This is a genomic window from Pseudomonas pharyngis, from assembly GCF_021602345.1.
Taxonomy (GTDB): Bacteria; Pseudomonadota; Gammaproteobacteria; order Pseudomonadales; family Pseudomonadaceae; genus Aquipseudomonas; species Aquipseudomonas pharyngis.
This window is the reverse complement of record NZ_BQID01000019.1, coordinates 19,890-33,018: the sequence shown is the minus strand read 5'-3', so window position 1 is coordinate 33,018 and position 13,129 is coordinate 19,890. Positions and strand designations below refer to the sequence as shown.

Annotated in this window: 14 protein-coding genes and 1 tRNA gene; 7 read left to right on the top strand and 8 right to left on the bottom strand. The window is 59.9% G+C overall.

Going from position 1 to position 13,129, the window contains the following annotated elements:
• Nucleotides 1-771 carry a tRNA (cytosine(32)/uridine(32)-2'-O)-methyltransferase TrmJ gene (trmJ, locus tag L6D74_RS26705; RefSeq protein ID WP_007956692.1) on the bottom strand — a complete coding sequence of 257 codons (771 nt, stop codon included), beginning with the start codon at nucleotides 769-771 and terminating at the stop codon, nucleotides 1-3.
• Between the two features lie 145 nt (nucleotides 772-916).
• On the opposite strand from trmJ, the gene suhB reads away from it, so the two are divergent.
• Entirely contained in the window at nucleotides 917-1,735 is an 819-nt protein-coding gene (gene suhB / locus L6D74_RS26700) for a type III secretion system regulator SuhB (RefSeq protein ID WP_007941397.1), read from the top strand.
• A 97-nt stretch (nucleotides 1,736-1,832) separates the two neighbouring features.
• On the opposite strand, the gene L6D74_RS26695 is transcribed toward suhB, so the two are convergent.
• The 6 genes from L6D74_RS26695 to queA all read right to left on the bottom strand — a co-directional run bounded on the left by L6D74_RS26695 (nucleotide 1,833) and on the right by queA (nucleotide 7,917).
• Nucleotides 1,833-2,381 (bottom strand): glycine zipper 2TM domain-containing protein, encoded by a 549-nt coding sequence (locus tag L6D74_RS26695; protein WP_007956693.1) that lies wholly within the window; start codon nucleotides 2,379-2,381, stop codon nucleotides 1,833-1,835.
• A 120-nt stretch (nucleotides 2,382-2,501) separates the two neighbouring features.
• Nucleotides 2,502-3,416, bottom strand: a complete 915-nt coding sequence (secF, locus tag L6D74_RS26690) for a protein translocase subunit SecF (protein WP_007956694.1) — start codon at nucleotides 3,414-3,416, stop codon at nucleotides 2,502-2,504.
• Nucleotides 3,417-3,425: 9 nt separating this feature from the next.
• Complete coding sequence (gene secD / locus L6D74_RS26685; RefSeq protein WP_039765691.1) at nucleotides 3,426-5,294, bottom strand: protein translocase subunit SecD; 1,869 nt, start codon at nucleotides 5,292-5,294, stop codon at nucleotides 3,426-3,428.
• 64 nt (nucleotides 5,295-5,358) lie between these two features.
• Nucleotides 5,359-5,694 carry a preprotein translocase subunit YajC gene (gene yajC / locus L6D74_RS26680; protein ID WP_007956696.1) on the bottom strand — a complete coding sequence of 112 codons (336 nt, stop codon included), beginning with the start codon at nucleotides 5,692-5,694 and terminating at the stop codon, nucleotides 5,359-5,361.
• Nucleotides 5,695-5,737: 43 nt separating this feature from the next.
• Entirely contained in the window at nucleotides 5,738-6,853 is a 1,116-nt protein-coding gene (gene tgt / locus L6D74_RS26675) for a tRNA guanosine(34) transglycosylase Tgt (protein WP_161794909.1), read from the bottom strand.
• 14 nt (nucleotides 6,854-6,867) lie between these two features.
• The gene (queA, locus tag L6D74_RS26670; protein WP_236191092.1) at nucleotides 6,868-7,917 is read right to left on the bottom strand and encodes a tRNA preQ1(34) S-adenosylmethionine ribosyltransferase-isomerase QueA; all 1,050 of its coding nucleotides are present in this window, start codon (nucleotides 7,915-7,917) and stop codon (nucleotides 6,868-6,870) included.
• Nucleotides 7,918-8,025: 108 nt separating this feature from the next.
• Here queA and L6D74_RS26665 point away from each other — a divergent pair.
• The 3 genes from L6D74_RS26665 to L6D74_RS26655 all read left to right on the top strand — a co-directional run bounded on the left by L6D74_RS26665 (nucleotide 8,026) and on the right by L6D74_RS26655 (nucleotide 9,009).
• Nucleotides 8,026-8,110 (top strand) — tRNA-Leu (locus L6D74_RS26665).
• A gap of 93 nt (nucleotides 8,111-8,203) precedes the next feature.
• Entirely contained in the window at nucleotides 8,204-8,533 is a 330-nt protein-coding gene (locus tag L6D74_RS26660) for a hypothetical protein (protein ID WP_236191091.1), read from the top strand.
• 110 nt (nucleotides 8,534-8,643) lie between these two features.
• Entirely contained in the window at nucleotides 8,644-9,009 is a 366-nt protein-coding gene (locus tag L6D74_RS26655) for a hypothetical protein (RefSeq protein ID WP_236191090.1), read from the top strand.
• 24 nt (nucleotides 9,010-9,033) lie between these two features.
• Here L6D74_RS26655 and L6D74_RS26650 read toward each other — a convergent pair whose 3' ends face one another.
• Nucleotides 9,034-9,780, bottom strand: coding sequence for a hypothetical protein (locus L6D74_RS26650; protein WP_064599255.1), 747 nt, complete (start codon nucleotides 9,778-9,780; stop codon nucleotides 9,034-9,036).
• A 119-nt stretch (nucleotides 9,781-9,899) separates the two neighbouring features.
• Here L6D74_RS26650 and L6D74_RS26645 point away from each other — a divergent pair, with 119 nt between their 5' ends.
• The 3 genes from L6D74_RS26645 to L6D74_RS26635 all read left to right on the top strand — a co-directional run bounded on the left by L6D74_RS26645 (nucleotide 9,900) and on the right by L6D74_RS26635 (nucleotide 13,111).
• Nucleotides 9,900-10,253 (top strand): hypothetical protein, encoded by a 354-nt coding sequence (locus L6D74_RS26645; RefSeq protein WP_236191089.1) that lies wholly within the window; start codon nucleotides 9,900-9,902, stop codon nucleotides 10,251-10,253.
• Between the two features lie 120 nt (nucleotides 10,254-10,373).
• The gene (locus L6D74_RS26640) at nucleotides 10,374-11,120 is read left to right on the top strand and encodes a hypothetical protein (RefSeq protein WP_236191088.1); all 747 of its coding nucleotides are present in this window, start codon (nucleotides 10,374-10,376) and stop codon (nucleotides 11,118-11,120) included.
• Nucleotides 11,121-11,191: 71 nt separating this feature from the next.
• Nucleotides 11,192-13,111 (top strand): alkaline phosphatase D family protein, encoded by a 1,920-nt coding sequence (locus L6D74_RS26635; RefSeq protein WP_236191087.1) that lies wholly within the window; start codon nucleotides 11,192-11,194, stop codon nucleotides 13,109-13,111.
• The last annotated feature ends 18 nt before the right edge of the window (nucleotides 13,112-13,129 follow it).

Here is a 13,129-nt window from a genome sequence, read left to right as displayed (position 1 = left end):
TTAATCCTTCCGCTTAAGGAGCTCGCCACGGGCCGCTTTCTGGGTTTCCGTGAGGATGCCACGCAAAATATTCATTTCCGCCCGGCTGACCGAGCTGCGTCCGTACAACCGGCGCAGGCGCGCCATCAAGTGCCGAGGCTTTTCCGGATCGAGAAATTCGATGGCCACCAGGGTCTGCTCCAGGTGTTCATAGAACCGCTCCAACTCATCCATGGTCGCAAGCTCTGCGCTTTTCACGGAGGCCACTTCTTCCTTCTCGATCTTGGTCGGCTGACCTTGTGCAGCCAGCCACGCCATGCGCACTTCATAGCTCAACACCTGCACCGCCGCCCCGAGGTTCAGCGAGCTGAATTCAGGATCGGAGGGGATGTGCACGTGATAGTGACATCGCTGTAGCTCGTCATTGGTCAGGCCGGAATCTTCACGACCGAACACCAGCGCGATTTCCGCGCCCTGCCCGGCCTCCTCGACCACTTTGGTCCCGCACTCGCGCGGGTCCAGCAATGGCCAGGGAATGCGCCGGTCACGGGCACTGGTGCCGAGCACCAGATTGCAACCGACCAGGGCGTCTTCCAAGGTGGCGACGACTTGCGCGTTTTCAAGGATGTCACCGGCACCGGAAGCGCGGGCATCGGCTTCGTGATGCGGAAAGACGCGCGGATCAACCAGCACCAGACGCGACAGGCCCATGTTTTTCATGGCGCGCGCGGTCCCGCCGATGTTTCCCGGATGGCTGGTGTTGACCAGGACGACACGAATATTTTGCAGCACGGCGGGCGCTCTCGGACTCGGCAAAGGGGTGCAAATCTTACAGAACAGCCTACCGTTAAGCTATGAAAGCGAACAGCGACCTTCACCTGAAGAAAAGTTCTGATAGAATGCGCGGCTTTCTTTAACAACCTTAGGTGACACATCCATGCAGCCCATGCTGAATATCGCGCTGCGCGCCGCCCGCAGCGCCAGTGAACTGATCTTCCGCTCCATCGAGCGCCTGGATACCATCAAGGTCGACGAAAAAGACGCCAAGGATTACGTATCCGAGGTCGATCGCGCCGCCGAACAGAAAATCATCGACGCCCTGCGCAAGGCTTACCCGAATCACTCGATCATGGGTGAAGAGACCGGCCTGCACGCCGGCACCGGCATCGAAGGCGAAGAATACCTGTGGATCATCGATCCGCTGGATGGCACCACCAACTTCCTGCGCGGCATTCCTCACTTCGCTGTCAGCATTGCCTGCAAATACCGTGGTCGCCTGGAACACGCCGTTGTTCTGGACCCGGTTCGCCAGGAAGAATTCACCGCCAGCCGTGGTCGCGGCGCTCAACTGAACGGTCGTCGCCTGCGCGTCAGCGGTCGCACCAGCCTGGACGGCGCCCTGCTCGGTACCGGTTTCCCGTTCCGTGACGACCAGATGGACAACCTCGACAACTACCTGGGCATGTTCCGCGCTCTGGTTGGCCAGACTGCCGGCATTCGCCGCGCCGGTTCGGCGAGCCTGGACCTGGCTTACGTGGCCGCCGGCCGTTTCGACGCGTTCTGGGAGTCGGGCCTGTCCGAGTGGGACATGGCTGCTGGCGCCCTGCTGATTCAGGAAGCAGGCGGCCTGGTGAGCGACTTCACCGGCGGTCACGATTTCCTTGAGAAGGGCCACGTCGTTGCCGGCAACACCAAATGCTTCAAGGCAGTTCTGACGGCGATCCAGCCGCACCTGCCGGCCTCGCTGAAGCGCTAAGCGTTTCGCGAAACCAAAAAAAACACCCTTCGGGGTGTTTTTTTATGGGCATGAAAAAGCACCCCGAAGGGTGCTTTTTTTATAAGCCGTCAACCGGTCACTGGCCCGGCTCGTTCTGCGACAGGATCAGCTTGCCTTCCTTGTCGACCGGAATCTGGTTGCCCGGATCACGATCCATCCGCACCTTGCCTTCCTTGCCGTCCAGCGAATACCGGACGTCATAGCCCACAACCTTGTCGCTGATGTCATTCACCGTGTTACAGCGAGTCTGGGTCGTGGTGTAGGTATCACGCTCCTGCATACCCTCCTGAACCTTGTTACCGGCGTAACCACCACCGACCGCACCGGCCACCGTGGCAATCTTCTTGCCGGTGCCGCCGCCGATCTGGTTACCCAGCAGACCACCTGCCAGCGCACCGACCACGGTGCCGGCAATCTGGTGTTGATCTTTCACCGGCGCCTGCCGGGTCACTGTCACATCCTTGCACACTTCACGTGGAGTCTTGATCTGTGTTTTGACCGGTTCTACGGCCAGCACTTGCGCATACTCAGGGCCGCTTTTAACCAGGCTGTAGGTGGCAACAGCACCCCCGGCAGTCACACCGACAGCACCCAATACCGCACCAACCAGCAACGACTTGTTCACATGAACCTCCTGACCATCACATGCGGGACGCGCCCGCGCTTCTCCCAGCCTTGGAGCAAAAAAAAAGACGCGAGTTCAACTCGCGTCTTTTTTGACTGACAACCGGGAAAACGATGGCCGTTATGGACGGTCGTCGACTTCCTTCTCGGTGTTGACCGGCGGAATCAGATCTTCGGTCGACAGGTTCAGCCAGATCAGCACCACGTTGGCGATGTAGATCGACGAGTAGGTACCCGCCAGAACACCCACCAGCAGCGCCAGGGAGAAGCCGTACAGGTTGTCACCGCCGAAGAACAGCAGTGCCGCGATCGCCAGCAAGGTCGAAACCGAGGTCGCGATGGTCCGCAGCAAGGTCTGCGTGGTCGAGATGTTGATGTTCTCGATCAGCGTGGCCTTGCGCAGAACACGGAAGTTCTCACGCACCCGGTCGAACACGACGATGGTGTCGTTGAGCGAGTAACCGATGATCGCCAGTACCGCCGCCAGCACCGTCAGGTCGAAGGTGATCTGGAAGAACGACAGGATACCCACAGTCACGATCACGTCGTGAATCAGCGACACGATGGCGCCGACCGCAAACTTCCACTGAAAGCGGAAAGCCAGGTAGATCAGGATGCCGCCGAGCGCCAGCAGCATGCCCATGCCGCCCTGGTCGCGCAGCTCTTCACCGACCTGCGGGCCGACGAACTCGACGCGCTTGACGGTCGCCGGGTTGTCGCCGCCGACCTTCTGCAGCGCTTCCGCCACCTGATGGCCCAGCTGCGGATCTTCACCCGGCATGCGCACCAGCAGATCGGTGGTCGCGCCGAAGTTCTGCACCACGGCTTCGTGATAACCGGAAGAAACCAGTTGCTCGCGCACCTTGGTGACATCGGCCGGACGCTCGTAGGTCAGCTCGATGAGCGTACCGCCGGTGAAGTCCAGACCCCAGTTCATGCCCTTGTGGAACACACTGAAGATTGCCAGCAAGGTCAGGAATACGGTGACGCCGAACGCAAAGTTGCGGACGCCCATGAAGTTGATTGTACGTAACATGGCAGCCCCTTAAATCCACAACTTCTTGAAGTCACGACCGCCGAAGATCAGATTGACCATCGCGCGGGTGACCATGATGGCCGTGAACATCGAAGTCAGAACCCCGAGGGACATGGTGACTGCGAAGCCCTTCACCGGGCCGGTGCCCATGGCAAAGAGAATACCGCCGACCAGCAAGGTGGTCAGGTTGGCGTCGAGAATCGCAGTGAATGCCCGACCGAAGCCTTCGTTGATTGCACGCTGCACGGTCATGCCGGCGGCGATCTCTTCACGAATCCGCGAGAAGATCAGTACGTTGGCGTCGACTGCCATACCCATGGTCAACACGATACCGGCGATACCCGGCAGGGTCAGCGTGGCGCCCAGCAGCGACATCAGCGCCAGCAGCAGCACCATGTTCACCGCCAGTGCAACGGTGGCGATCAGGCCGAAGAAACGGTAGATGGCGATGATGAACAGCGAGACGAACAGCATGCCCCACAGCGATGCATCGATACCCTTGGTGATGTTGTCCGCACCCAGGCTCGGGCCGATGGTGCGTTCTTCAGCGAAGTACATCGGAGCAGCCAGACCACCGGCACGCAGCAGCAGCGCCAGTTCGGACGACTCGCCCTGGCCGTTCAGGCCGGTGATACGGAACTGCGCACCCAGCGGCGACTGAATGGTCGCCAGGCTGATGATCTTCTTCTCTTCCTTGAAGGTCTGCACCGCGACGTCTTTCTCGACGCCGTCGACCACTTGCTTGGTGTAAGTGGTGACCGGGCGCTGCTCGATGAAGATCACCGCCATGCTGCGACCGACGTTGCTGCGGGTCGCACGGCTCATCAGCTCGCCACCATGGCCATCCAGACGGATGTTCACTTCAGGCGTGCCGTGCTCACCGAAACCGGCCTTGGCGTCAGTCACCTGGTCACCAGTGATGATCAGGCCACGCTCGATCTGCGCCGGAGGACGGTTGCCTTCGCGGAACTCGAAAGTTTCGGAAGTGGCTTTCGAAGCGCCCGGCTCTGCCGCCAGACGGAACTCCAGGTTAGCCGTCTTGCCGAGGATACGCTTGGCTTCGGCAGTGTCCTGCACGCCCGGCAGCTCAACCACGATACGGTTGGCGCCCTGACGCTGGACGATCGGTTCGGCAACACCCAGCTCGTTGACGCGGTTACGTACCGTGGTCAAGTTCTGCTTGATGGAGTATTCACGGATTTCCGCCAGCTTGGCCGGGGTCATCGCCAGACGCAGCACCGGTTGACCGTTGAGGTCGGCCGGAACAATGTCGAAATCGTTGAAATTCTTGCGGATCAGCGCGCGGGCCTGTTCGCGGGAATCGGCATCGCTGAAGCCCAGCTGAATGGCGCCATTGAGTTGCGGCAGGCTGCGATAACGCAGTTTCTCTTTGCGCAACAGGCTCTTGACGTCGCCTTCGTAGACTTTCAGGCGGGCGTCGAGGGCTTTGTCCATGTCCACTTCCAGCAGGAAGTGCACACCACCGGACAAGTCCAGACCCAGTTTCATCGGGTGCGCGGCCACGCTGCGCAGCCACTGCGGGGTGGTTTGTGCCAGGTTCAGCGCGACGACGTAGTCATCACCCAATGCCTTGCGGACAACGTCCTTGGCCGGCAGCTGGTCTTCAGCCTTGGTCAGACGGATCAGACCACCCTTGCCGTTCGCAGCCAGGCTCGAGGCCTTGACGTTGATCCCGGACTCCTTGAGCGCGGTGCTTACGCGATCCAGATCGGCCTGGTTGACCTGCAGGGCCGTGCTGGCGCCGCTGATCTGAATGGCCGGGTCATCGGGGTATAGATTCGGAGCGGAATAAATCAGACCGATCGCCAGCACCGCCAGGATCAGAATGTATTTCCACAGAGGATATTTGTTCAGCATCACGCCGCCCGTTATGAACGCGGGGCGCCTTGCGCGCCCCGTCGATTGAGTAGAAGTTGGAACCTTAGATCGCTTTCAGCGTGCCTTTTGGCAGCGTGGCGGCGATGGCGCCCTTCTGGAACTTCATTTCCACGGTGTCGGAAACTTCCAGAACCACGAAGTCATCGGCCACTTTGGTGATCTTGCCGGCGATGCCGCCGGTGGTGACCACTTCGTCGCCCTTCTGCAGGCTGCTCAGCAGGTTCTTCTGCTCTTTGGCGCGCTTGGCCTGTGGACGCCAGATCATCAGGTAGAAGATGACCAGGAAGCCGACCAGGAAAATCCACTCGAAGCCGCCGCCCATAGGCGCTGCAGCCGGTGCAGCCGCGTCAGCCATGGCATTAGAGATAAAAAAGCTCATTTAGCACTCCAGTTGCAAATGTTGAATCTTGGGGTCAGAAAACTCAGTCCAAAGGCGGAACGGGAAGCCCGCGTTTGGCGTAGAAGGCATCGACAAAGGCGGCCAATGTACCCTGTTGAATAGCCTCGCGCAAACCAGCCATCAGCACCTGATAATGGCGCAAATTGTGGATGGTATTGAGCATGCTGCCGAGCATTTCGCCGCACTTGTCCAGATGATGCAGATAAGCGCGGGAGAAGTTCTGGCAGGTATAGCAATCGCAGGTCGGATCCAGCGGCGAATCATCATGGCGATGGAACGCGTTACGGATCTTCAGCACGCCTGTATCAATGAACAGATGCCCATTGCGGGCATTACGGGTTGGCATCACGCAATCGAACATGTCCACACCGCGGCGCACACCCTCAACCAGATCTTCCGGTTTGCCAACGCCCATAAGGTAACGAGGTTTGTCAGCCGGCATCATGCCCGGCAGGTAGTCCAGCACCTTGATCATTTCGTGCTTGGGCTCGCCCACCGACAGACCGCCGATGGCCAGGCCGTCGAAACCGATCTTGTCCAGGCCTTCCAGCGAGCGCATGCGCAGGTCCTGGTGCATGCCGCCCTGAACGATGCCGAACAGTGCCGCCGTGTTGTCGCCATGGGCATTCTTCGAACGCTGGGCCCAGCGCAGCGACAGCTCCATGGACACACGGGCGACGTCTTCGTCAGCCGGGTACGGGGTGCATTCGTCGAAGATCATCACGATGTCGGAGCCCAGGTCGCGCTGAACCTGCATCGATTCTTCCGGGCCCATGAACACTTTCGAACCGTCGACCGGGGAGGCGAAGGTCACGCCCTCCTCCTTGATCTTGCGCATGGCGCCGAGGCTGAACACCTGGAAACCGCCGGAGTCGGTCAGGATCGGGCCTTTCCACTGCATGAAATCGTGCAGGTCGCCGTGCTCCTTGATCACTTCCGTACCCGGGCGCAGCCACAGGTGGAAAGTGTTGCCCAGAATGATCTCCGCGCCGGTGGCGACGATGTCACGCGGCAACATGCCCTTAACCGTGCCGTAGGTGCCCACCGGCATGAAGGCCGGGGTCTCGACGGTGCCACGAGGGAAGGTCAGACGACCACGACGGGCCTTGCCATCGGTGGCAAGCAGCTCGAACGACATACGACAGGTGCGACTCATACGGATTCCTCTGGGCCGCGGGGAGCGGGATTACGGGTGATGAACATCGCATCACCGTAGCTGAAAAAGCGGTATCCGTTATCGACCGCGGCTTTGTAGGCAGCCATGGTTTCCGGATAACCGGCGAATGCCGAAACCAGCATCAACAGCGTGGATTCGGGCAAATGGAAATTGGTGACCAGGGCATCGACCACATGGAACGGCCGGCCCGGGTAAATAAAGATGTCGGTGTCGCCGCTGAACGGCTTGAGTACGCCATCGCGGGCGGCGCTTTCCAGCGAACGCACGCTGGTGGTGCCGACAGCGATGACTCGACCGCCGCGCTCACGGCAAGCGGCGACGGCATCGACCACATCCTGACCGACTTCCAGCCACTCGCTGTGCATGTGGTGATCTTCGATCTTCTCGACGCGCACCGGCTGGAACGTGCCGGCGCCGACGTGCAGCGTGACGAACGCCGTCTCGACACCCTTGGCGGCGATCGCTTCCATCAGCGTCTGATCGAAATGCAGCCCGGCGGTCGGTGCCGCCACCGCGCCGAGCTTCTCGGCATACACGGTCTGATAGCGCTCGCGATCCGAACCTTCGTCCGGGCGGTCTATATAAGGAGGCAACGGCATGTGCCCGACGCGATCGAGCAGCGGCAGCACTTCTTCAGCAAACCCCAGCTCGAACAGCGCATCGTGACGCGCCAGCATCTCGGCTTCACCGCCGCCGTCGATCAGGATCTTCGAACCCGGCTTCGGCGACTTGCTGGAGCGCACATGGGCCAGCACGCGGTGGGTATCAAGCACGCGTTCGATAAGGATTTCCAGCTTGCCGCCGGACTCCTTCTGCCCGAACAGGCGCGCCGGAATCACCCGGGTATTGTTGAACACCATCAGATCGCCGGGGCGCAAATGCTCCAGCAGATCAGTGAATTGACGGTGTGCCAGGGCGCCGCTGACCCCATCCAGGGTCAACAGGCGACTACCGCGACGCTCGGCCAAAGGATGGCGGGCAATCAGCGAATCAGGAAGCTCGAAGGTAAAGTCAGCAACGCGCATGATGGGGTTCGTCTAGCAGGGCCGGAAAGTCTAGCGGAAATATCGAAAATTGACCATGAAACGTGATTGACCAACGGTAGGCACCTCTCTATACTTCGCCGCCATTGAGCCCTGATGGCGGAATTGGTAGACGCGGCGGATTCAAAATCCGTTTTCGAAAGGAGTGGGAGTTCGAGTCTCCCTCGGGGCACCAAAATTAGAAAAGGTCTTGCTTAGCAAGGCCTTTTTTTTCGTCTGTCGGAAAGTGCCGCCGGCCCTCCGGCGAGATCCCACACAGGTTCACCCCATGGAAACGTCACTGGAAACCGTCGCCCTGTTCTCCCTCAAACTCGCGTACGAGGAAGAAGGCCTGAGCCCGATTCTGCGCGATGACATGGTCATGGGCGACTATCAGAAGGATGTGTTCGAACTGCTGGTGCGCCGGGGTGATGTCGAGACGATCCAGTTCAAAATGAACGAGTGTCTGGCGCTGGCGATGGATGCGTTGGGTGGCGTCGAGAAACCGTTGGGGCGGGAACTGCACAAGTTGTCGACCGACTTCAGTCAGGCGCAGTCGCTGGAGCAGCTGAATCAGCCGCTCCTCGCGCTCAAGGGTTATTTGAAGGACATTCTTTAAGCTACGCAGATGAAGAAAGTGGCGCGAAGCTTCTATTTTGATATCTTGCCGCCCACTCGCTAGAGGCCTGTCAACCGCCTCTGTTATCGCGCACTCGGGAATAAACCAAAATGGATGCTGTGTTGTGCTTGCTGGTGATGGCTGGAACCTGGCTGTGGGTAGTGAAGCAACGGGGTGAGTGGAACCTGTTGCTGGCCAACCTTGCCGGCGCCGGAAGTGGCGTGGTTACCGGCATTGTGTTCACGCTGATTTACGACGCAGTCATTGGTACGTCGATGGCGACACCCAACCTGAATCGCAGTCTGGTGGTGTTCCTCACCAGCGCGGGTGTTCTGGCGGGGGTATGGCTGTGGATTGCCAATCGCCGTCAACCCGAACACCCGGTCGCACGTCAGTTGCTCGGCGCGGTGTGTGGCTTGGCCGCGGGCATGGCGACCCTGATGTTTCTGGCGGTGAATTATTTCCCCCACTCGTGACAGGACGGCGTGACTGTTTTGCAGTCAGCGCCGAGCCTTCAACACACGAATATCCGTCGCAAACCCATCCGCACCGACAATCTTCTTCCAGCCCACATACTGAAACTCGCCCCGCTCATCGATGTAATCGCCCTTCTCCACCGATCTGCCGCCGACGATCGCCACGCGCTTTTCCTCGCCACACCCGCCATCCGACGGCCGCACGGTGTAGATCACATACGGCTTCACATACTGCGTGGCGCGAAAGTATTGGCCGCAGACTTGATCGACGGTAATCAGCATGGTTTTCAGGCGGGCTTCGCCGTCCATGTCTTCGTGAAGTTTGAGGAAGGAGATTTCGCCGACATCGCTGTAGCCGAGTGAACGGGCGCGTTGGTATTCGGGGGAGTTCTGGTGGGCGATGCGGCCTTGCTCGGCGGCCTGGTTCATTCTGTCGGCGAACTCGGCTTTGCCACGGGCAATCATCGCATCGGCCTCGGCCGCCACGTTTTCGCATTGAGCGAATTCCCCGGAGGCGAGGTATTGGGGAGGCAGGTTTGGGCGGTGTTCATTCATGCTCCCCTGACTGTTCTCCAGATCGCCCATCACCTCAAAGGCACCGGGCACGCGACCGCTTTGGACGTCGGCCATTTTTTCCTGCATGCGCTGACAGTTGGCGAGGTAATACTTCCAGCTGTTTTCCGGGTGCTCTTTCCAGGCGGCGAATGCCGGGGTCAGCGTGGTAGCAAAGACGAACACACAAAACAGACGGCAGGTTTTGAGAGCAGGCATGAGTAGTCCATTACGGAGATGAAGTCAGTGGCGCGACGCTACTATTTTGCTATCTTGCCGTCCACTGTCGACCAAGGTGCCAAGGGCCTGATCAACACCGATTCCGAAGGAAGAATGCGATGGAAATAGCCGTTATGTTTTTTGCCTGGGCGGCCATGTGGGTATGGGTTGTCAGGCAGCGTGGTGCCTGGAATCTGATCCTCGCCAATATGCTCGGTGCCGCCAGCGGCATGATGGTAGGCGTGGTGGTCTCGGAGTTTTACATTCGCTTGTTCGGGGCGGACCGGCCGCCCATACCCGGGCTCATGGGCACAGTGCTGCAGATGCTGACAACCGCTGCGGCGCTGGTGGGTGTATGGATGCTGGTATCCCATCGAACGCAGGTCGAACATCCTGTTGCGCGTCAGCTACTGGCAGGCCTTTGCGGCACCGTGGCCGGCCTGACAACATTCATGTTTTTTGCACTCAAATAATTTTACCGGCGTTGAATGCGATGGTTGCTGTAGCAGCGGATGTCTATTTTGCTATCTTGCCGCCCATCTCAGCACTGCGAGCGCTGAATTCAGGTTTTGCAGGTTTAAGGAAAGGATCGAATGGAGTTTCTGCGTTTTCTGGCATTTGTCGCGGCCTGGGGTTTCATGTGGCGCTGGGTAGTGAAAAACCGCGGCAGCTGGCACTTGTTCTACGGCCACCTGGTCGGTGCGGCAGGCGGTTTCATTGTGGCGATGGTGGTGTTGGCGATCAGCTTTTCACTGCTCCCGTCGGCGCATCATTACGAAGCCGCGCAGACTGAAAACGTCGTGGCACAGCAGGAAGCCGAGCCGACCTCGTTGCTGCCGGAAGCCGAGGCGGTTGCAAGCCCTGCTGCGCTGAAAGATGCGCCGGTGTTTGCCGCTATCGAGCCGGACAACAAGCCCTCTCCAGCGGATTCCGCGTTGCTGCCGAACTACGCCAGTCGGGCGCCGAAGACGATGTCGGTGCAAACCGTGATCGACCAGAGTGACGATCAGGGGCGCAAGGCCCTGACGGCGCTGAGCAAAAAACTGCGCGCCGACGCGCAGGGCGACAAGTCGATGCTCGCGTATGTCATGTGCAGCCCGTTCGTGACCAGCACCTTGCGCTTCCCCGCATCTGCCCGTTTTGCCGACAGCAAAAGCCTGACACCGCAGCGCTTCAAGGATCAGGTTTACACCTTCAGCAACACCGTCACCGCGCGGAACATGAATGGCGACGACGTGACGTACCGCTTCGACTGCTCCGTACAGGAACAGCAAAGAGTCGATGCGACACCTGCCGAATGGCGCCTGTTGGCGCTGAAGCTGGAAAAAACAGGCTCTTAAGTCTGGTTTAAGGGTTCGAGGCGCCGGCTGCGCTATCATCGCCAGCCTGTGCGCCTTGAGCTTGTCCCCCGATGCCTCCGACACCTGATGACCTGAACCTGTTGCCTGCTGTTCTGGCCGGGCCACTGCTGCGCCGACTGGAACCGACGCGCTTAGTGTTTTGGCTGGTGGGCAGCCGCGAGCTGTCGTTGACCTTGCGCCTGCAAGGCGTAGGAGACATTCCACTGGATGCCGGGAAATGCACGGTCATTCCGGTAGGCACCCGGGCGTTTGTTCACCTGATCGACGTTCCGCTGGAAACCGCCCTGCCCTGCGACACCCGCATCGACTACGACCTGTTGATCGATGGCTTGCAGCCCATCGCCGAATGGGCGCCACACCTGCTCTACGACGACGCCACCTGCCCGAACTTCGTCCTGCGCTCGCGCATCGACCAGTTGCTCCACGGCTCCTGCCGCAAGCCCCATCACCCGGCCGCCGACGGCCTGCTCTGTGTTGACCGGTTGCTGGCCGCCGAAACCGATCCGCAGCAACGCCCCGCCCTGTTGATGATGAGCGGTGATCAGGTTTACGCCGACGACGTGGCCGGTCCGATGTTGCGGGCGATTCATGCCTTGATCGAGCGCCTCGGTCTGTTCGGTGAACACCTCGAAGGCGCGGTGGTCAGTGACAGCGCGAAACTCTACGAACACCCGGCCAGCTACTACCATCGCGCGGATTTGCTGCCGGCACTGGAAAGCAACGAGACATTGCGCGAGCGTTTCTTCGGCGGTGCGCGCAAACCGATTTTCACCAGCAGCAGCGCCGACAATCACCTTGTGACGTTCGCCGAAGTCATGGCCATGTATTTGCTGGTGTGGTCGCCAACGCCTTGGACGCTGGTCAATCCGCAGCCGCCAGCGCTGACGCCGGAACGCCTCAAGCGCTACGCCCTCGAACAGACCCGCATCGACGGTTTCAAGGCCGGCCTCGGCCAGGTGGCCCGGGCACTGGCGCACTTGCCGAGCCTGATGATTTTCGATGACCACGACATCACCGATGACTGGAATCTGTCCGCGCAATGGGAGGAAACGGCCTACGGCCACCCGTTCTCCAAACGCATCATCGGCAACGCGCTGATCGCCTACATGTTGTGTCAGGGCTGGGGCAACAATCCGGATGCATTCAGCGCTGTACTGGAGAAAACCCGCGGCCTGAGCGCCAGCGGTGAAGACCGCTATCTCGACGCTCCCGTGCAGGACGAATTGATTGAGGAACTGCTGCGCTTTCAGCAATGGCATTTCGTAATGCCAACCAGCCCGGCGCTGGTGGTGCTCGACACCCGAACCCGACGCTGGCGCAGCGAAATGGCGCTCAAGCAACCGTCGGGTTTGCTGGACTGGGAAGCCTTGAGCGAACTGCAGCAGGAACTGCTCGACCATCCTTCGGCGATCATCGTTTCGCCGGCGCCGATCTTCGGCGTGAAGCTGATCGAAACCGTGCAGCGAGTATTCAGCTGGTGCGGTTATCCACTGCTGGTGGACGCAGAAAACTGGATGGCCCATCGCGGCGCCGCCCAGGTGATCCTGAACATTTTCCGACACTCGCGTACACCGGGCAGTTACGTGGTGCTGTCAGGCGACGTGCATTATTCCTTCGTCTACGAAGTCCTGATCCGACACCGCAAGGCCCGGCCGCGCATCTGGCAGATCACCAGCAGCGGCATCAAGAACGAATTTCCCCCGACCCTGCTGGAATGGTTCGACCGTCTCAACCGCTGGCTCTACTCACCGCGCTCGCCACTCAACTGGTTGACCAAACGCCGCCGCATGCGCATCGTCCCGTACGTGCCGGAGCACGCCGAAGCGGGTGAACGGTTGTGGAATTCGGCGGGGATCGGTCAGGTATTTTTCAATCATCAGGGACAGCCGAGCGACATCATCCAGCACAACTCGAATGGCGCACCGAAGACCCGGATGCTGGCGCCGGATTTGTCGGATTATCCTGATTAAGCAAAAAATGGCTGCCGA